This window comes from Thioclava sp. JM3 (assembly GCF_002213185.1).
GTDB classification, from domain to species: domain Bacteria; phylum Pseudomonadota; class Alphaproteobacteria; order Rhodobacterales; family Rhodobacteraceae; genus Thioclava; species Thioclava nitratireducens.
Genome location: NZ_NBOB01000006.1, coordinates 178,033 through 195,636, shown reverse-complemented (window position 1 = coordinate 195,636; position 17,604 = coordinate 178,033). Strand labels below are relative to the sequence as shown.

Sequence of the window (17,604 nt, the reverse complement as noted above, 5' to 3'; positions counted from 1 at the left end):
AGCGTAACGGGGCGCTGCGGGCATTACAATGAGCCGAACCACCGCACGCGGGAAGCCGCCGTCACAGACACGGCGTTGTGATGGGGGCGAGGAGCGGTGGAAACGAAAAAGGGGCCCGCAGGCCCCTTTCGCGATCACATGTTCGGGTAGTTCGGCCCGTCGCCGCCTTGCGGGGTGGTCCAGTTGATGTTCTGGCTCGGATCCTTGATGTCGCAGGTCTTGCAGTGGACGCAGTTCTGGAAATTGATCTGGAACTTCGCGTCGTCGCCCTCGCCGACCACCTCGTAGACGCCCGCCGGGCAATAGCGCTGAGCGGGCTCGTCATATTTCGGCAGGTTCACCGAGATCGGGACCGACGCGTCCTTCAGCTTCAGGTGGCAGGGCTGGCTCTCTTCGTGGTTGGTGAAGGAGAAGCTGACATTGGTCAGGCGGTCGAAGCTAAGCTTGCCGTCGGGTTTGGGATAGTCGATCGGCTTGAAGTTTTTCGCCTCGCCGGTCGCTTTCGCATCCGACTTGCCATGCTTGAGCGTGCCGAAGAGCGAGAAGCCGAAGAGATCGTTGGTCCACATGTCGAGCCCGCCGAGGACGAGCGAGGGGACCATCCCCCATTTCGACCACATCGGCTTCACGTTGCGGACCTTCTTGAGGTCTTCGGCGATCGGACCGGAGCGCAGATCGGTCTCGTACTCGGTCAGCTCGTCGCCCGAACGCCCGCCCTTGATCGCGGCTGCCGCGGCTTCCGCCGCCGCGATGCCGGAGAGCATCGCGTTATGGTTGCCCTTGATGCGCGGCACGTTCACGAGCCCCGCCGAACAGCCCAGCAGCACCGCGCCCGGCACGGTCAGTTTCGGGATCGACTGCCAGCCGCCTTCCGAGATCGCCCGCGCGCCGTAAGCCACGCGCTTGCCGCCCTCCAGCAGCTCCGCAACCATCGGGTGATGCTTGAAGCGCTGGAACTCCATGTAGGGATACAGATGCGGGTTCTCGTAGTTCAGGTGCACCACGAAGCCGACATAGACCTGATTGTTCTCGAGGTGATAGATGAACGACCCGCCGCCCGCATTGCCGCCCAGCGGCCAGCCCATCGTGTGGGTCACGGTGCCTTCGCGGTGCTTCTCCGGGTCGATCTCCCAGATTTCCTTCATGCCGAGGCCGAATTTCTGCGGGCAGTGACCGTCGGAGAGGTTGTGCTTCTCCATCATCACCTTGGCGAGCGAGCCGCGCACGCCCTCGGCGATCATCACGTATTTGCCGCGCAGCTCCATGCCCGGCTCGTAGCCCGGGCCCTCGGTTCCATCAGGGTTCTTGCCGAATTCGCCCGCGACGACACCGGCCACCCGGTCTCCATCCCAGACGATTTCCGACGCGGCCATGCCCGGAAAAATCTCGACGCCGAGGGCTTCAGCCTGCTCGGCCATCCAGCGGCAGACATTGCCCATCGAGACGATGTATTTCCCATGGTTCGACATCAGGCGCGGCATCGGCCAGTTCGGAATGCGCATCGCTCCGGCCTCTCCGAGGACATAGAAATTGTCCTTCTTGACCGGCACGGTGATCGGCGCGCCCTTGTCCTTCCAGTCGGGGATCAGCTGATCCAACCCGCTGGTGTCGAGCACCGCGCCCGACAGGATATGCGCGCCCACTTCCGAGCCCTTCTCGAGCACGACGACCTCGAGCTCCGGGTCGATCTGTTTGAGGCGGATCGCCGCCGAAAGCCCTGCAGGCCCCGCGCCCACGATCACCACATCATATTCCATCGACTCGCGCGTCACGTCGGTCATGTCTGTCGAACCCCTTGCTGGTCGTCCTAGCTGGCGTCCTGCCTAGCCTACCTCGCGTAACGAGGCAATTGTTACGCTGCGATGCCGCGCAACAATCTTGCGCCAAATTGCGCCGCCTTCCCGAACTGACGAGATCGGCAATTCGCCGCGAAAATCGCGCTGTCCACTTGACTTCCGGGGGTGAGAGCAGATTTAGATGCCCTGAATTGGGGACAGTTCCGAGTTCGGGAGCCTTCCATGGACAAACAACCGATGACGCGCGCAGGTTTTGACGCGCTCAATACAGAATTGAAAAAGCTCAAGTCCGAAGAGCGTCCCGCGATCATTGCCGCGATCGCGGAAGCGCGGGAACTGGGCGACCTCTCGGAGAATGCCGAATACCATTCGGCACGCGAGAAGCAGGGCTTTATCGAAGGCCGGATCAAGGAGCTCGAAGGGCTTCTGGGCCGAGCCGAGGTGATCGACCCGTCGAAGATGTCGGGCGCCGTGAAATTCGGCGCGACAGTGACCATCGTCGACGAGGACACTGACGAAGAGAAGACCTACCAGATCGTCGGCGAACCCGAAGCCGATCTGGAGAAGGGCAAGCTCAACATGAAGTCGCCTCTGGCGCGCGCGCTGATCGGCAAGGACGAGGGCGACTCTGTCGAGGTTCGTACGCCGGGTGGCGACAAGGCTTACGAAATCCTCAAGATCGTTTTCGCCTGACACGGACGCCCCTGCGCGGCTGCCTCTGAGCATGTGCCCGTGCGCCACTGACGGAGAGCCTGAATGGAAGGACCCGCAGAGCAGGACAAGGATCGGTTCGCCATGCCCGGCGGATCGCACCCGCCTGCCGGTCGTCCACGCCTCAAGACACGCTTTCCCGGCGCGCCCGAATGGATCGCGCTGGGGCTAAGCATCCTGTGGGTCTTCCTGGTCGCCGCCTTCTGGTTCTTCGCACCCGGGATCGCGCGCGCCGCGTCGCTGTTTGCCACCGTCAGCCTCGTCGTGGGGATGGCGGTGCCGATCGTGATGGTCTGGGTCGCCGCCGTGACCGCGCGCGCTACCCGCGAGATGCGCGCCGAAACCGCCGCGCTGCGACAATCGATCGAGGCGATGCGTACCGCCTGGCTCAATCAGCAGGCGATGCGTACCGATCAGAATGTCGAGAAGAAGCTCGACGAGATCGCTGCCGTCGCCCGTCAGGCGGAGACCACGATCGCGACCTTCGCCTCGCGCCGCGATGTGCAGGCAAGCCAGCCCTCCGCCGACCGCAAGGCGGCGCTGGTCGCGCCGCCCCCGCCCCGACCCGATGACAGCGAACCGATGCTGGCGCTCGGCACCCCGGCGGAGGACCTCCGCGCGCCGCTCTCGGTCGCCGATTTCGTCCGCGCGCTGAACTTCCCGGATTCGCCCGACGATACCGAGGGCTTCCGCGCGCTACGCCGCGCGCTCGAAGACCGGTCGACGGCAAAGCTGCTGCGCTCGGCGCAGGATGTGCTGAACCTGCTCGCGCAGGACGGCATCTACATGGACGACCTCAAGCCCGACCGCGCCCGGCCCGAACTATGGCGCCGTTTTGCGCAAGGCGAGCGCGGCCGCGAGATCACCAGCCTCGGCGGCATTCGCGATCGCTCGTCGCTGGCGCTCAGCGCGGGCCGGATGCGCGGCGATACGATCTTCCGCGACGTGGCGCATCACTTCCTGCGCCAGTTCGACCGGACCTTCGCCGAGTTCGAGAAGAACGCCTCCGATCAGGACATCGCCGAGATGGCCGAAACCCGCACCGCGCGCGCCTTCATGCTGCTGGGGCGCGTCACCGGCAGTTTCGACTGAGGGGCCAGCCCCTCGGGCTTCGCCCTCACCCCCCGGGGATATTTGAGCCAATACGAAAGGGCGCGGCGGAGCCTTCAGAGCGCGCGGCGCATCAGTTGCACCGAACGGAAATCGAAGACCAGCCGCGTCAGTCGCGAACTGCGCCGCCCCGTCACCTCGAAGCCCAGCCGTTGGTACAAGGCGCGTGCGCGCAGGTTCTCGTCGATCACGTCGAGACAGAGCGCCCGGTAGCCACGCCTGCGCGCCTCGTGGGACAGCGCCTCGATCAGCGCGCGCCCTATGCCTGCGCCGCGCAGTTCCGGGTGGACGGCGATCCCGTCGACCATCATTCCGCCTTCGGGCAGATCGTGGGCCAGAAGATGCAGGCAGGCACCGCGCCAGAGCCCACCACCGCGCCCGTAATGGCTGCGCAGATCGGCCCAGCTACCGCCGACGAAGGAGCCGCGCAGCGTGCGAAACCCGACCACCCCGACCAGCGCGCCATTGCCATCGAGCGCCGAGAGCGCGTGGCTCGGATCGATCACCTCGGCGATGAAGCCCAAGGCGCGCCGCTCCGGCCCCATCACGCGGCCGAGCTTGCCGCCGAAGGCCTGCCAGTAAAGCTCCGCCGCCGCTGCGCGATGCTCGCGTGCGAGCCCGTGCCGGATCGACACCTGGGTCACCGGGTCGCCTCAGCCAGATGCGCGGCCGCCGTGGCGAGATCCTCGGGCGTGTTGAGATTGGTGAACGGGTCTGGGCTGCCCTCGAACGCCACCCGCGTCGCCTCCGGGAAGGCCGCACGCAATCGGCGTTCGCCCGAGGCGAACAGCTCGGCTATCCGCGGCCGCTCCATGACCGGGCACAGCGCGACGCTCGGGTGGTCGCGACCGGCCGAGGCGGCGTAAGCCGCGCCGCCGGGAGCGCGCAGCCGGGCAACGAGGTCGCGGGGCAGGAAAGGTGTATCGACGGGAACGCTGAGCAGCATATCCGCGCCCTGCTCCGCCGCCCAGTCCAGCGCGCTCAGGAGCCCCGCCAGGGGGCCCTCGCCCTGCCTTTGGGGCGGATCGGGTAGAACGGGGATCGGAGCGAATCGAACCGCCGCACCATTGGCGGAGATCGCGAGCCCTGCCACCTGCGGGCCGATCCGTGCTGCGACATGGGCAAATAGCGGGCGTCCGGCGAGCATCACCATCGCCTTGTCTACGCCGCCCATGCGCCGGCCCTGCCCGCCCGCAAGGATCACCGCGACCACGCGCGGCTCGACTTCTTCGCCAGCGGTCAAGATGATTGCCTCCAATACAATCGCGCGCTTTGCCTTTGCCCGCATCCTTCCCTATCTGTCCCGCAACTGAGAACGGGAGACAAGCATCATGTCGGACATGACTGCGAACGGGACGGCCCCGAAAGGCGCGGTGCGGGCCGCCTATTGGCGCGGATTTCGGCATGGCCTGCCGTTCCTTCTGGTCATCGTGCCTTTCGGCCTCCTGTTCGGCGTGGCCGCAACCAGTGCGGGGCTCGATCTGGTCCAGGTGATGGGCTTCTCGGTGATGGTCATCGCGGGCGCCGCGCAGTTCACCGCATTGCAACTGATGGGCGATCACGCGCCGGTCGTGCTGATCCTCGCAGCCTCGCTTGCGGTCAATCTGCGCATGGCGATGTATTCGGCGGCCCTCACCCCGCATTTCGGCAAGGCGAAGACGTGGCAGAAGGCGTTGGTGGCCTATTTCATGGTCGATCAGGCCTATGCGATGGCGGCCAATGAATACGAGGCCGAGCCCGACCTGAGCCGCGCCGAGAAGCTGGCCTATTACGCGGGCGTCTGCTCCCCGGTCTGCCCGAACTGGTATGTCGCGACCCTTGTCGGCGCATTGGTCGGCGCGCAAATCCCGCCGGAATTCGCGCTCGATTTCGCGGTGCCGATCACCTTTCTTGCGATGATCGGGCCGGCGCTGCGCACGTTGGCCCATGTCGCCGCGGCGGCCGTCTCGGTCGTGGGCGCACTGGCGCTGAGCTTCCTGCCCTCGGGCGTTGGGCTGATGATCGCCGCCGTCGCCGCTATGGTGACAGGCGCGCAGGTCGAGCTTTGGGTCGCGCGTAGAAAGGCGGTGCGGGAATGAACGGCTATTCGGACGCTTTGGTCTGGGGAATCATCGTCGCACTGGGGATCGGCACCTACTTCCTGCGCTATTCCTTCATGGGGTTTCTCGGCGACCGGCAACTGCCTGAATGGGCGCTGCGCTACCTGCGCTACACGCCGGTTGCGGTGCTGCCGGGGCTCGTGGCCCCGCTGGTGCTGTGGCCCGCAGGTACCGGCGGTGAGACCGACCCCGCGCGGATGATCGCGGCCTTCGCGACGCTCGGCGTCGGGATCGCGACGCGCAACACGCTGTGGGCGATTCTGAGCGGGCTCGCAGCGCTTTACCTCTCGCTGTGGCTGGTGTGAGCCGCAGCCTGCGCTGAAGGCGCAGATCGGGGGCTCCAGAGAAGCCACCGAAGCGGCGAACGCGGATTGCGCGAGCAATGCACCGGGGAAACCCCGGTAACTCCATTTTGAGCCTCCAGAGGGCCGCGCCCGACCTCGGGTGGGCGCTTTCCCCGCCTATGGCAGGGTGCTTTATCTCGCAAGCCCGCAAGACACATAGACCCGCGACGACATCGCCAATGCGCCCTCCCCGGGGGAGAGGTCGGGCGCGGCCCGGGCGACTTCGCGGCTGATCCGGGCAGCCAGCTTCCAATACAAAAAGAAAAAGGCCGTGCCCGGAGGCACGGCCTTCTAACCGTCAAGGTCAGGCGATCTTACTTGATCTTGCCTTCCTTGTATTCGACGTGCTTGCGCGCGACCGGATCGTATTTGTTCACGGTCATCTTTTCGGTCATGGTGCGGGCGTTCTTCTTGGTCACATAGAAGTGCCCGGTGCCCGCCGTCGAGTTCAGACGGATCTTGATCGTCGTCGGCTTCGCCATTGTCTATCTCCTAGCTCCGGGCATCGAAAAAACTACGCACCCGCGGAATCCTTGAAGCCCGCCTTTTAGCGATGCGCGATGCGGAGTCAACCGGCAAACCGGGCCGCAAGCTGAAAATTCTTCGCCCGCGCCCCATAAAGCCGGAAGGCTCTCTCCGCTCAGATCAGCGGCTTGCCCATCGTCTCGTGGATCTGGGCGACTTTCTCCGTCTCGAGGCCCAGCGCGGCAGCCAGATTCGCCAGATATTGCTTCTCCGCCTCGGTATCGACTGTGATCGGAAGAAGCGCTGCGGAATAGACCTGCGACTTCATGTGATCCGAGGTGGCATTGGCCAGAGCGGTGATGTCGATCGGGCCGTCGAGTTCGGCCTTCACGAAGGCGATTTCCTCATCGGAGGCATCGGACAGGTGATCGAGAATGGTCTGCCGCTCTTTGTCGTCGATCTCGCCATCGGCTTTCGCGGCCTGAATCATTGCGCGGATCATCAGCTTGGCCTGATCTTCCATCATCGCGTTGACCGGCGTGCCGGAGGTCACGGCGCCGAGCATTTCCGAGATATTGCCCGCGCCCGTCTTCGCAGCGCCGGTCATGGCGCCGATCAGCGCGCCCAGTCCCGCCTCGGTCGCAGCCGTCGCGGAGGCCGCCTGAGAGCCGAACTGGCCGAACAGACCGCGCACGGTCTCCTTGCCGCCGGGCATGCCCATCTTCTCGGCCCACTCGCCCATCTGGTCACCCATACCGCCGGGTTCGCCCGCCTTGCCGAGCGCGTCCTTCATGCCGTCGAGACCGCCCATCTTGTTGAAACGCTCCACGCCCTTGGCGGCGGCGAAGCCCACCGCGAGCGTGGCCAATGTCTTCACGAAGCTCATATCATTCCCCCGAAATTCGGTTTCCTGTTGCGCCAGCTTCGCGCGCGTCGGCGCGCTTGGCTAGAAAAAACTCGTGCGGCTTACAGTTTGGCGATCACGTCGGCGAGCATCTGGCGCACCTGGCTGGCGACTTCCACGAGATCGTCGTTCTCGACCGCCAGCATCGAAGCAACCGGGTCGACCGCGCTGACCTCGATCCCGTTTTCGACCTCGCGCAGGACCACGTTGCAGGGCAGCATCGCCCCGATCCGCGGCGCGAAGCCGATCGCCTCGTAGGCCAACTTCGGGTTGCAGGAACCGAGGATTTTGTAGCGCGGCATGTCCTTGTCGAGCTTGGCCTTCATCGTGGCCGAGACGTTGATCTCGGTCAGCACGCCGAAGCCCGCATCAGCCAATCCCTCGCGCACTTTCGCCTCGACCTCGTCGAATGCCCCGGTCATCACCTTGTCGATCGTATAGCCCATGGCAATCTCTCTCCCCTGTTCGTCTCAGCTTTGTTTGCCTTTGCTTCGAGCGTGGTTAATTCGGTCCGAAACGCAAGTCACGATCATGGCGAGGCATGTGCTTCAACGCGCGCTCGCTGTGCCGCAATGGCGGGAACCCGTGCGGGTGGGAGCTTGTTCCATGCCCGCGTTTTCTGGCGATACTGGAAGCGGAATTTGCGCGGACGGCCTGTAAGCCGGATTTTGTCCCGAGGGCTCGCGCCCCCGTGGATGACCATTCCTCTCGCCCTGCGATTGCTCGCAGGGTCCAGCCGCCAACCCGGATCGCTCGGGGCGAAGCTCCCCTGCCATCACCGCAAGCGGCGCAGCACACGATCCCTATTCGGCGTTGCTCCCGGTGGGGCTTGCCGTGCCGGTCCTGTTGCCAGTCCCGCGGTGGGCTCTTACCCCACCGTTTCACCCTGACCCCGGCCGAAACCGGGGCGGTCTGTTTTCTGTGGCGCTTTCCGTCGAGTTTCCCCGCCCGGGCGTTACCCGGCACCGTTGCTTCATGGAGTCCGGACTTTCCTCGGGCACCCGGCTGCCCGCATTGCGCGGGGCTACGGGCGCTCGCGGCCATCCAGCCATCCGCGCAAGGCAGCAGATAGACATTCGCACTCATGCGGTCAATCGCCCGGATGGGCGCACCGCGCGCGCCCGTAGCCGGGCCGAGAGCGCCAGCCATCCATCACGAGGACGTGAAATTTGCGGAGCGATCCGTGCAATCGCTTGCTTTTCGACCCCGGCACGTCGAGGCTGAGCTTCCATTGAAGTGAAAGGGAGATCACGATGGACAAGGGAGGACTGCGCCTCGGGCTCGCGCTCGCGGCGATGGTTTGGGCGTTGCCCGCGATGGCGAACGAGAAGATCGCGATTCAGGTCAACAGCGCCGACCCACAAGTGATGAACATGGCGCTCAACAACGCGCTCAACATGATCCAATACTACAAGGACCAGGGCGAAGACGTGCAGATCGAGCTGGTCACCTACGGGCCCGGTCTCAACATGCTGCGCGCCGATACCTCGCCGGTGAAAGCCCGGATCGAGGAAATGGCGATGCTGGGCCAGCCGATCCATTTCCGCGCCTGCGCCAACACGCTCGCCGGTATGACGAAGAAGCTCGGCAAGGAGCCTCCGATGGTCGAAGAGGCGGAGATCGTCCCGTCCGGCGCGGCCTACCTCGTCGATCTGCAGCGCGACGGTTACGCCTATCTGCGCCCCTGACGGACGAGAGCGCGGGCAGCACCACGCATCCCGCGCACTCCACTCTGAATTGCGCCCCAGATCGCCCCGCTCGGCCTTCCGTGCGGGGCGGCTTACGTTGCAGGCAGGGCTGTTTGATTGACCCCCCGGCAGGATCGGCTATCCTCTTGACAAACAAGAGCAGTAACGGGCCCGCATGACCGCCCTTTCCGAATATGAGCGCCTCGAGGCGATCGGCATATGGCGTCCCGATGCGGACGCACAACGCCGCGAGGTGATCCTCTCGCTGGGCGACGCGACGCTTGTGCTGTCGGAGGTGCGCTCCGGCACGGCACTCGCACATTGGTCGCTGCCCGCGATGCACCGTCGCAATCCCGGCAAGCGCCCCGCGATCTTCGCCCCATCCGAGGAGCCGGGCGAAGAGCTCGAGGTCGAAGACGAAACGATGATCGCCGCGATCGAGAAGGTTCACGCGATGATCGCCGCACAGCGCCCGCATCCGGGGCGGCTGCGCGGCGTGCTCATCGGGGCGGTTCTGCTGGCAGTCGGCGCGGTGGCGCTGTTCTGGCTACCCTCGGCGCTGGTCGATCATGCCGCGCGCGTCGCACCCCAGGCAAAACGCGTCGAGATCGGGCGTAAGCTGCTGTCGGAGATGGTAAAGATGACGGGCGCTGCCTGTCACAGCCCCGGCGGCGATCGCGCGCTCTCGGCCCTCGCCGAGCGACTTCCCGGACAATCGGCGATCGCGGTCCTGCCGCAGGCGCTCGAAGGGGCGCGGCTGTTGCCCGGCGGGATGACCGTGGTCGGTCGCGACACGATCAACGGGCCGGACACGCCCGAGGTCGTCGCGGGCTACATCATCGCCGCGCAGAACAGCGCCGCCGGAGAACGCCCGCTGCACCGGATGCTCGACCGTCTCGGGCCCGCGGCGGCGCTGCGGCTGCTGACGACGGGCGACCTTCCCGAGAGCGGACTGGCCGAGTATGCGCAGGACCTGTTACAGCGTCCGCCTGCTCGCGCCGATGGCGACACGCTTCTGCGCGCCTTCCGCGAGGCCGGGGTCAGCGCGACGCCCTACGCCTACGCGCTCGACCCGACCGGAGAGTCCGTGCTGGGCCTGATCGAGGCCGATCCGTTCAAGGGCCAGCCCGCGCCGAAGCCGGTTCTCGAAGATGCGCAATGGGTGGCCCTGCAGGATATCTGCTCAGCGCAATGAAAAACGGCCCCGAAGGGCCGCTCGATCTTGCTTCGGTCCATACTTCCTCAGCGCACGAGCGCATCGGGAAAGCCCGCTCGACGCGCCGAGGCCAGCGCCGAGTTCAGCTTCGCGGTATCGTAGAACGGCCCGGCATAGACCACAGTCAGCTCCTGCGTCTTGGACGTCGCGACCGGCAGGCCCAGCGCCTGCAGACGCTTCGTCGCGGTCGCAACATTCGCGACATTGGCGAAGCTGCCGACCTGCACATATTGCTTGCCGTTCGAGCCGACCGGCGCGACCGATTTGTTCGACACAGTGACGGTCGGCACCACCACGATCCGGGTTCTTGGCACCGGCGGGTGAGAGCTTTCGACATAGACCTGATCGGGCGTCGCGGTGGGCCGTAGCTGCATCGGCGTCTCCTCGGTCCAGCGCGCCCGCATCTGTTCGTTGCCCTGGACGGTGCGTGGACCGCGATAGGGGTTGAGGCGCCCGTCCTCGAAGGCATTCGTCCAGCCGTTCTCCGGCTGGGGCGCGCGGGTTACGATCGGCGCGAGCCCACCGACGCTCACCCTGTGCGACACGCGCGCGCTGCCGCGCGGCGCGGGCGGGGACGCAGGGGTCGGCGAATAGGGAGCGCGCGTTGCCACCTTCGCCCGGGTGGCAGGTTTCGCGGTTGCAGGCTTCGCCGCCAGCGTCATCGTAGGCTTATAGCCGCAGACGATGCCGCGGTCGCTATTCATTCGTGGCACCCAGCGCACGGCGCCACCATAGTCGGCGCGCACGAAGACGCAGCCCTCGCTGTCGACATATTGCGGCTCGGTATAGCTTGCCGGGGGCATCTCGGCGGGCGCATATTGCTGCGCCCGCAATTCCGATGCGAAGCCTCCCAGCCCCAGCGTGAGAATTGCGGCCAGACCGACCGCTGCTCCTGCGTTCAATCGCATATACAACCCCTAAACTATCTAGGGGGAGGATAGCCGGGTTTTCCTTTGAGTAAAGGACGTTGCCCTTACTTCGTCCCGAACATCCGGTCGCCCGCGTCACCCAGACCCGGCACGATATAGGCGTGCTCGTTGAGCTTCTCGTCGAGCGCGGCGGTCACGATCGGCACGTCCGGGTGCGCCTCTTTCATGCGCGCGACGCCCTCGGGGGCGGCCAGCAGGCACATGAAGCGGATGTTCTTCGCGCCCTTTTCCTTGATCAGGTCGATCGCCGCGACCGAGGAGTTGCCGGTGGCCAGCATCGGGTCGACCACGATGGTCAGACGATCTTCGAGCTCGCTCGGCAGCTTGCAGTAATACTCGACCGGCTTCAGCGTCTCGGGGTCACGGTAGAGACCGACGAACCCCACGCGCGCCGCCGGCACCAGTTCCAGCACCCCATCCAGCAGACCGTTGCCCGCCCGCAGGATCGAGACCAGCGCGAGCTTCTTGCCCGCGAGGATCGGCGCGTCCATTTCCTGAAGCGGCGTCTCGATGTTCTTCGAGGTCAGTTCCAACTCCGACGTGATCTCGTAGGCCAGCAGCAGGCTGATCTCGCGCAGCAGACGACGGAAGGACGCGGTCGAGGTGTCCTTCTCGCGCATCAGGGTCAGTTTGTGCTGCACCAGCGGATGTTTGACGACGGTCAGATGGTCACTCATGGTCTTGTCCCTCACAGAAAGCTTTTGCCCGGCCCTTGCGCCGGAATGTTCAGATGCGTGGCGAGCGAGGCCGCTAGGTCGACATAGCCCACATTCCCCACGCTGCGCGACCCGATCCCCGGGCCCGCGCCCAGAACAGGCACGCGTTCGCGGGTGTGATCGGTGCCGCGCCAACTTGGATCATTGCCGTGATCGGCGGTGAAGATCGCCAGATCGCCCGGTTGCAGGCGGTCGAGAAATTGCTCCGCCACCGTGTCGAACCATTCCAGCGCGCGAGCATAACCCGAGATGTCGCGGCGATGGCCATAGAGGCTGTCGAATTCCACGAAATTGGCGAAGGTGAGCGAGCCCTCCTCGGCCTCATCCGCCAGCCGGATCAGGTGATCGGCCAGATCGGCATCGCCCTTGCCCTTGTGCAGATGGGTGATGCCGCGATGCGAGAAGATATCGCCGATCTTGCCGATCGCATGGGTCACGCGGCCCGCATCATAGGCCCAGTCCAGAAGTGTCGGAGACGGCGCCGGGATCGCATAGTCGCGGCGGTTCGGCGTGCGGGTGAACTGCCCGTTCTCGCCGACGAACGGCCGCGCAATCACACGCCCCACCTTCATCGCATGCAGCGTCGGCGCGAGCCCCTCGCAGAGCTTCAGAAGGCGGTCGAGGCCGAAATGCTCTTCATGGGCTGCAATCTGGAACACGCTATCGGCAGAGGTGTAACAGATCGGCCAGCCGGTGCGGATATGCTCGTCGCCCAGTTCCTCGATGATGTTCGTGCCCGAGGCGTGGCAATTGCCGAGGATGCCGTCGGTCCCAGCGATCTCGCAGGCTTTCGCGACGAGATCCGGCGGGAAGCTGTTCACCTTGTCCGGGAAGTAATGCCATTCCCACGGCACCGGCACACCAGCCAGTTCCCAATGGCCCGAGGGCGTGTCCTTGCCGGGAGAGACCTCGGTGGCCGCGCCCCAGAGCCCGACAGGTTCAGCCATCAGCCCCGGCGCATCCTCGCCCGAGGCGAGCTTCACCGCAGCGCCCAGCCCCAGACCGGCCAAAGTCGGCATCTTCAGCGGCCCCGAGCGGCCCTCCTCTGCCCGTCCTTCGGCGCAGGCCTGCGCGATATGGCCCACGGTATTCGCGCCCGTATCCGGCGCGCCGTCGTTGAAGAAACGATCCGCATCGGGCGCGCCGCCGATCCCGACGCTGTCCATGACGATCAGAAAGGCGCGGCTCATTGAACATCCTCCGGGCCGATACGTTCGTGGATCAGGGGCGGCTCTTCGGGGGCCTCGTCGCTCAGCTCGATCGCAGCCAGAAGGGCCGCTTCGGCGGCATCGGCGTCGCGATCATTCGCGGCATGGATCGTCACCAGCGGTTCGCCCGATGTCACGTCGTCGCCCAGCGAGACGATCTCCCACAGCCCGACCGAGGGATTGATCCTGTCGGTGCCGACCAGACGCCCGCCGCCCAGATGCACCACCGCTTCGCCCACCGCGCGGGTGTCGATGCGGCTGACGAAGCCTGCGCGCGGGGCCTCCACGGCGCGGATCACCGGGGCGGAGGGCAGTCGGTCGGGGAAACGTTCGACGAAATCGCTCGGGCCACCCAACGCGGCGACCATCTTGCCGAACACCTCGACCGCGCGCCCGTTACTGAGCACCTCGTCGATCCGCGCCGTGCCGTCGACCGCGTCCTTGGCCAACCCCGCGAGAACCAACGCCTCGCCGCCCAGAGCCGCGGTCACGTCCCAAAGCGCCTCGTTCACACCGGTGCCGGTCAGCGTCTCCATCACCTCGATCACTTCCAGCGCATTGCCCGCCGAATGGCCGAGCGGCTGGTCCATGTCGGTGATCAGCGCCGTGGTCTTGCAGCCCGCACCGTTCGCGGTGGCGACGAGGCTCTGCGCAAGCGCCTTCGCATCCTCGGGCCGCGCCATGAACGCGCCCGAGCCGACCTTGACGTCGAGGATCAGCCCTTCCAGCCCGGCGGCCAGCTTCTTCGACAGGATGGAGGCGGTTATCAGGTCGATGCTCTCGACCGTGCCCGAGATGTCGCGGATCCCGTAGAGGCGCTTGTCGGCCGGGGCGATCTCGCCCGTGGCGCCGACGATCGCGCAACCGACTTCGCCCACGACCTTGCGCAACGCGCCGATACCGGGGGTCGCGTCATAGCCGGGGATCGCTTCCATCTTGTCGAGCGTGCCGCCGGTATGGCCCAAGCCCCGTCCCGAGATCATCGGCACGTAGCAGCCACAGGCCGCCAGCGCGGGCGCAAGCAGCAGCGAGACGGAATCCCCTACCCCGCCGGTCGAGTGTTTGTCGATCACCGGGCCGGGCATGTCCCAGCGCAGAACCTCGCCGGAATCGCGCATCGCCTGCGTCAGCGCCACACGACCGTCGGTGCCGATACCTTTCAGCAGGACGGCCATCGCGAAGGCCCCCGCCTGCGCATCGGAGACCGAGCCGTCGGCCAGACCGCGCGCGAACCATTGGGCTTGATCTGCGCTCAAGCTTTTGCCGTCGCGCACCGATTGGATAATGCTGCGGGCATCCATCAGGTGTTTTCCATATGGCTCATATCGAAGCGACCGGGCAGCAGATCGCCCACCGTCGTATCGAGTCGCTCGCCCTCGGTCGTGGCCAGCGTCACCGGCGTGTCGTGACGCGCGAATTCCGCCAGCTTCTGACGGCAGCCGCCACAGGGCGGGACCGGCGTCGGGCTGTCGGCAATCACGGCGACCTCGGTGATCTCGGTCTCGCCCGCGGCCACCATCGCGGCGATCGCGCCGGCCTCGGCACAGGTGCCTTCGGGATAGGCCACGTTCTCGACATTCACGCCGCTATAGATGGTGCCGGACGCCCCGCGCACCGCCGCACCGACCTTGAATTTCGAATAGGGCGCATAGGCGTTTTCGCGCACCTGACGGGCAGAATCGAGCAGCGACATCGGCGGTCTCCGGTCCGTGGCCGGAGCGTAAAATTTGTCCAGCCGGTTGAGTTCTCCCGATCCTGCGCCGCACCTGCTCCGGATGCAAGCGCTCACCTCGCGCCACCCGTCCGCCTCGCGCGGAGTTCATGCCGCAACGTAATTCGCAGGGGTTGCAATCACTCCCTTCGTGCTATCTAGAACGGCGGGAGAATCGCGCGCGAAAAATTAGTTTAGCGCTAAACCAGTTCGGGGAGGATCTCATGGAAGAGGCGCGTCAGGACACCCTGCGTCAGTCGGCACTGGAATATCACGCCCAGCCGAAACCCGGAAAACTGGAAATTCGTGCGACGAAGCCGCTCGCGAACGGCCGCGATCTGGCCCGCGCCTATTCGCCCGGCGTGGCCGAGGCGAGCCTCGCCATCAAGGAAGATCCCGACACCGCGCATGACTACACCGCGCGGGGCAACCTGGTGGCTGTCGTCACCAACGGCTCGGCGGTGCTGGGCCTGGGCAATATCGGCCCGCTCGCCGCGAAACCGGTGATGGAAGGCAAAGCGGTTCTGTTCAAGAAATTCGCCAATATCGACGCGTTCGACATCGAGGTGAACCAGAACGACCCCGAGAAGCTGGCCGAGATCGTCTGCGCGCTCGAGCCCTCTTTCGGCGCGATCAACCTTGAAGACATCAAGGCGCCCGACTGCTTCATCGTGGAGAAAATCTGCCGCGAGAAGATGAACATCCCGGTCTTCCACGACGACCAGCACGGCACCGCGATCGTTGTGGGGGCGGCCGCGACCAACGCGCTGCGCATCGCGAAGAAGAACTTCGAGGACATCAAGATCGTCTCGACCGGCGGCGGGGCGGCGGGCATCGCCTGCCTCAACATGCTGCTGAAGCTGGGTGTGAAGCGCGAGAACGTCTGGCTCTGCGATATCGAAGGGCTGGTCTACAAGGGCCGCGAAGCCGACATGACGCCGCAGAAGGCCGAATTCGCGCAGGACAGCGATCTGCGCACGCTCGACGAGGTGATCGAAGGCGCGGACATGTTCCTCGGCCTTTCCGGTCCCGGCGTGCTGAAGCCCGAAATGGTGCAGAAGATGGCCAAGCAGCCGATCATCTTCGCGCTGGCGAACCCGAACCCGGAAATCCTGCCCGATCTCGCCCGCGAGGTCGCCCCCGACGCGCTCATCGCGACCGGGCGCAGCGATTTCCCGAACCAGGTCAACAACGTGCTGTGCTTCCCGTTCATCTTCCGGGGCGCGCTGGATGTGGGCGCGACGACGATCAACGACGAGATGCAGATCGCCTGCGTCGAAGGGATCGCCAAACTCGCGCGGCAGACCACCTCCGCCGAAGCCGCCGCCGCCTATCGCGGAGAGAAACTCACCTTCGGCGTGGACTACCTGATCCCCAAGCCGTTCGACCCGCGGCTGATCGGCATCGTCGCCTCCGCTGTGGCGAGAGCCGCGATGGAGACCGGCGTGGCGACCCGCCCGCTGGAGGATCTCGATGCCTACAAGGTCCAGCTCGACAGTTCGGTGTTCAAATCGGCCCTGCTGATGCGTCCTGTCTTCGACGCCGCTGCGACCGTGAGCCGCCGTATCGTTTTCGCCGAGGGCGAGGACGAGCGAGTGCTGCGCGCCGCCAACGCGATGATCGAGGAAACCACCGACACGCCGATCCTGATCGGTCGTCCCGACGTGATCGAGATGCGCTGCGAACGGGCCGGCCTGCCGCTCGATCTCGGCGCGGTCGAGATCGTGAACCCGGAGAACGACCCGCGTTACCGCGACTATTGGGGCACCTATCACGAGCTGATGGCCCGCCGCGGTGTCACGCCCGACCTCGCGCGTGCGATCATGCGCACCAACTCCACCGCGATTGCCGGCGTTATGGTCCATCGCGAGGAAGCGGATTCGCTGATCTGCGGCACATTCGGGCAGTATCTGTGGCACCTGAAATACGTGCGCGAAATCCTTGCCCGCGACGGGCTCCATCCCCAGGGCGCGCTGAGCCTGATGATCCTGGAGGACGGCCCGCTTTTCGTGGCCGACACCCACGTCCATCACGCGCCGACACCGGAGCAGATCATGGAAACGGTCTGCGGCGCGGCGCGGCACGTCTCGCGCTTCGGGCTGAAGCCGAAGATCGCGCTGTGTTCGCATAGCCAGTTCGGCAATCTCGACAGCGACTCGGGCGAACGGATGCGCGCCGCGATGAATCTGCTGATCCAGCGCGAGGTGAATTTCGACTTCGAAGGCGAAATGCATGTCGACGCGGCGCTCGACCCCGACACCCGCGCCCGCCTGATGCCGAATTCGCGCTTCGAGGGCGCGGCCAACGTGCTGGTCTTCGCCAATACCGATGCGGCGTCGGGCGTGCGCAACATCCTCAAGATGAAAGCGGGCGGTCTGGAAGTCGGGCCGATCCTGATGGGGATGGGCAACAAGGCGCATATCGTCACGCCCTCGATCACCTCGCGCGGCCTGCTGAACATGTCGGCCATCGCAGGCACGCCGGTGGCGCATTACAGCTGAGTCGCACTCGCCAGCGAAATTTGCAAACCCCCACGAGGGTGCAAATAACCTGAAAACTCGCCCGCAGTTTGCAAAAGTTTGCGGGCGATTTGTCGCGGTTTCTGCAAATTTTTTGGCAGGGCAACGGATTGTGCGCGGTAACATTCTTGCGTCAGCCGTTTCCGCTCCGTAACACATCTCCAAATTCCTGAGGAGGAGATGTTCGC

At 65.5% G+C, this 17,604-nt stretch carries 18 protein-coding genes and 1 other RNA gene; 7 read left to right on the top strand and 12 right to left on the bottom strand.

From position 1 onward, the window contains the following. Window positions 1-134: 134 nt before the first annotated feature. Entirely contained in the window at window positions 135-1,781 is a 1,647-nt protein-coding gene (locus B6V73_RS13015; protein WP_088725440.1) for an electron transfer flavoprotein-ubiquinone oxidoreductase, read from the bottom strand. A gap of 237 nt (window positions 1,782-2,018) precedes the next feature. Here B6V73_RS13015 and greA point away from each other — a divergent pair, with 237 nt between their 5' ends. Both greA and B6V73_RS13005 read left to right on the top strand, forming a co-directional pair. Further along, the gene (gene greA, locus B6V73_RS13010) at window positions 2,019-2,489 is read left to right on the top strand and encodes a transcription elongation factor GreA (protein ID WP_078522518.1); all 471 of its coding nucleotides are present in this window, start codon (window positions 2,019-2,021) and stop codon (window positions 2,487-2,489) included. A 63-nt stretch (window positions 2,490-2,552) separates the two neighbouring features. After that, window positions 2,553-3,599, top strand: coding sequence for a hypothetical protein (locus B6V73_RS13005; RefSeq protein ID WP_233242995.1), 1,047 nt, complete (start codon window positions 2,553-2,555; stop codon window positions 3,597-3,599). 74 nt (window positions 3,600-3,673) lie between these two features. On the opposite strand, the gene B6V73_RS13000 is transcribed toward B6V73_RS13005, so the two are convergent. Together B6V73_RS13000 and mobA are read right to left on the bottom strand one after the other, a co-directional pair. Continuing rightward, window positions 3,674-4,261, bottom strand: a complete 588-nt coding sequence (locus tag B6V73_RS13000; RefSeq protein ID WP_240504135.1) for a GNAT family N-acetyltransferase — start codon at window positions 4,259-4,261, stop codon at window positions 3,674-3,676. Continuing rightward, entirely contained in the window at window positions 4,258-4,860 is a 603-nt protein-coding gene (gene mobA, locus B6V73_RS12995) for a molybdenum cofactor guanylyltransferase MobA (protein ID WP_276206799.1), read from the bottom strand. Before mobA ends, B6V73_RS13000 begins: the two co-directional genes overlap by 4 nt. Before the next feature lie 88 nt (window positions 4,861-4,948). Here mobA and B6V73_RS12990 point away from each other — a divergent pair, with 88 nt between their 5' ends. Continuing rightward, window positions 4,949-5,695 carry an AzlC family ABC transporter permease gene (locus tag B6V73_RS12990; RefSeq protein ID WP_233242997.1) on the top strand — a complete coding sequence of 249 codons (747 nt, stop codon included), beginning with the start codon at window positions 4,949-4,951 and terminating at the stop codon, window positions 5,693-5,695. Further along, complete coding sequence (locus tag B6V73_RS12985) at window positions 5,692-6,021, top strand: AzlD domain-containing protein (protein WP_075773953.1); 330 nt, start codon at window positions 5,692-5,694, stop codon at window positions 6,019-6,021. The genes B6V73_RS12990 and B6V73_RS12985 overlap by 4 nt, the downstream gene beginning before the upstream one ends. A gap of 353 nt (window positions 6,022-6,374) precedes the next feature. Here the strand turns inward: B6V73_RS12985 and rpmG are convergent, their stop codons facing one another. The 4 genes from rpmG to rnpB all read right to left on the bottom strand — a co-directional run bounded on the left by rpmG (window position 6,375) and on the right by rnpB (window position 8,485). Continuing rightward, complete coding sequence (rpmG, locus tag B6V73_RS12980; RefSeq protein ID WP_036638206.1) at window positions 6,375-6,542, bottom strand: 50S ribosomal protein L33; 168 nt, start codon at window positions 6,540-6,542, stop codon at window positions 6,375-6,377. A 158-nt stretch (window positions 6,543-6,700) separates the two neighbouring features. Beyond that, complete coding sequence (locus B6V73_RS12975) at window positions 6,701-7,411, bottom strand: tellurite resistance TerB family protein (protein ID WP_088719534.1); 711 nt, start codon at window positions 7,409-7,411, stop codon at window positions 6,701-6,703. Between the two features lie 80 nt (window positions 7,412-7,491). After that, a complete protein-coding gene (locus B6V73_RS12970) occupies window positions 7,492-7,875 on the bottom strand; it encodes a DUF302 domain-containing protein (protein WP_088725438.1) in 384 nt (127 codons plus the stop codon). Window positions 7,876-8,070: 195 nt separating this feature from the next. Beyond that, window positions 8,071-8,485: RNase P RNA component class A (rnpB, locus tag B6V73_RS12965), an RNA gene on the bottom strand. A gap of 197 nt (window positions 8,486-8,682) precedes the next feature. Between rnpB and B6V73_RS12960 the strand changes: the two genes are divergently transcribed. Further along, on the top strand, window positions 8,683-9,117 hold the full coding sequence (locus tag B6V73_RS12960) for a DsrE family protein (RefSeq protein WP_075773950.1): 435 nt from the start codon (window positions 8,683-8,685) through the stop codon (window positions 9,115-9,117). 175 nt (window positions 9,118-9,292) lie between these two features. Beyond that, window positions 9,293-10,312 (top strand): hypothetical protein, encoded by a 1,020-nt coding sequence (locus tag B6V73_RS12955; RefSeq protein ID WP_088719533.1) that lies wholly within the window; start codon window positions 9,293-9,295, stop codon window positions 10,310-10,312. Window positions 10,313-10,359: 47 nt separating this feature from the next. On the opposite strand, the gene B6V73_RS12950 is transcribed toward B6V73_RS12955, so the two are convergent. The 5 genes from B6V73_RS12950 to B6V73_RS12930 form a co-directional block, all read right to left on the bottom strand. Then, complete coding sequence (locus tag B6V73_RS12950) at window positions 10,360-11,241, bottom strand: SPOR domain-containing protein (RefSeq protein WP_143597903.1); 882 nt, start codon at window positions 11,239-11,241, stop codon at window positions 10,360-10,362. A gap of 65 nt (window positions 11,242-11,306) precedes the next feature. Further along, complete coding sequence (upp, locus tag B6V73_RS12945; RefSeq protein WP_075773947.1) at window positions 11,307-11,939, bottom strand: uracil phosphoribosyltransferase; 633 nt, start codon at window positions 11,937-11,939, stop codon at window positions 11,307-11,309. A gap of 11 nt (window positions 11,940-11,950) precedes the next feature. Further along, window positions 11,951-13,168: a phosphopentomutase gene (locus B6V73_RS12940; protein ID WP_088725436.1), complete on the bottom strand. Its 1,218-nt coding sequence runs from the start codon at window positions 13,166-13,168 to the stop codon at window positions 11,951-11,953. Next, the gene (locus tag B6V73_RS12935; protein WP_075773945.1) at window positions 13,165-14,487 is read right to left on the bottom strand and encodes a thymidine phosphorylase; all 1,323 of its coding nucleotides are present in this window, start codon (window positions 14,485-14,487) and stop codon (window positions 13,165-13,167) included. Before B6V73_RS12935 ends, B6V73_RS12940 begins: the two co-directional genes overlap by 4 nt. Continuing rightward, window positions 14,487-14,879 carry a cytidine deaminase gene (locus tag B6V73_RS12930; RefSeq protein ID WP_075773944.1) on the bottom strand — a complete coding sequence of 131 codons (393 nt, stop codon included), beginning with the start codon at window positions 14,877-14,879 and terminating at the stop codon, window positions 14,487-14,489. Before B6V73_RS12930 ends, B6V73_RS12935 begins: the two co-directional genes overlap by 1 nt. Window positions 14,880-15,121: 242 nt before the next feature. Between B6V73_RS12930 and B6V73_RS12925 the strand changes: the two genes are divergently transcribed. Next, window positions 15,122-17,398, top strand: a complete 2,277-nt coding sequence (locus B6V73_RS12925) for an NADP-dependent malic enzyme (protein WP_088725435.1) — start codon at window positions 15,122-15,124, stop codon at window positions 17,396-17,398. Window positions 17,399-17,604: the final 206 nt, after the last annotated feature.

Bases quoted from the DNA above. Each gene is read 5' to 3' on its own strand.
- B6V73_RS13015 (WP_088725440.1), bottom strand. From the start codon at position 1,781: ATGACCGACGTGACGCGCGAGTCGATGGAATATGATGTGGTGATCGTG.
- greA (WP_078522518.1), top strand. From the start codon at position 2,019: ATGGACAAACAACCGATGACGCGCGCAGGTTTTGACGCGCTCAATACA.
- B6V73_RS13005 (WP_233242995.1), top strand. From the start codon at position 2,553: ATGGAAGGACCCGCAGAGCAGGACAAGGATCGGTTCGCCATGCCCGGC.
- B6V73_RS12990 (WP_233242997.1), top strand. From the start codon at position 4,949: ATGTCGGACATGACTGCGAACGGGACGGCCCCGAAAGGCGCGGTGCGG.
- B6V73_RS12985 (WP_075773953.1), top strand. From the start codon at position 5,692: ATGAACGGCTATTCGGACGCTTTGGTCTGGGGAATCATCGTCGCACTG.
- rpmG (WP_036638206.1), bottom strand. From the start codon at position 6,542: ATGGCGAAGCCGACGACGATCAAGATCCGTCTGAACTCGACGGCGGGC.
- B6V73_RS12975 (WP_088719534.1), bottom strand. From the start codon at position 7,411: ATGAGCTTCGTGAAGACATTGGCCACGCTCGCGGTGGGCTTCGCCGCC.
- B6V73_RS12970 (WP_088725438.1), bottom strand. From the start codon at position 7,875: ATGGGCTATACGATCGACAAGGTGATGACCGGGGCATTCGACGAGGTC.
- B6V73_RS12960 (WP_075773950.1), top strand. From the start codon at position 8,683: ATGGACAAGGGAGGACTGCGCCTCGGGCTCGCGCTCGCGGCGATGGTT.
- B6V73_RS12955 (WP_088719533.1), top strand. From the start codon at position 9,293: ATGACCGCCCTTTCCGAATATGAGCGCCTCGAGGCGATCGGCATATGG.
- B6V73_RS12950 (WP_143597903.1), bottom strand. From the start codon at position 11,241: ATGCGATTGAACGCAGGAGCAGCGGTCGGTCTGGCCGCAATTCTCACG.
- upp (WP_075773947.1), bottom strand. From the start codon at position 11,939: ATGAGTGACCATCTGACCGTCGTCAAACATCCGCTGGTGCAGCACAAA.
- B6V73_RS12940 (WP_088725436.1), bottom strand. From the start codon at position 13,168: ATGAGCCGCGCCTTTCTGATCGTCATGGACAGCGTCGGGATCGGCGGC.
- B6V73_RS12935 (WP_075773945.1), bottom strand. From the start codon at position 14,487: ATGGATGCCCGCAGCATTATCCAATCGGTGCGCGACGGCAAAAGCTTG.
- B6V73_RS12930 (WP_075773944.1), bottom strand. From the start codon at position 14,879: ATGTCGCTGCTCGATTCTGCCCGTCAGGTGCGCGAAAACGCCTATGCG.
- B6V73_RS12925 (WP_088725435.1), top strand. From the start codon at position 15,122: ATGGAAGAGGCGCGTCAGGACACCCTGCGTCAGTCGGCACTGGAATAT.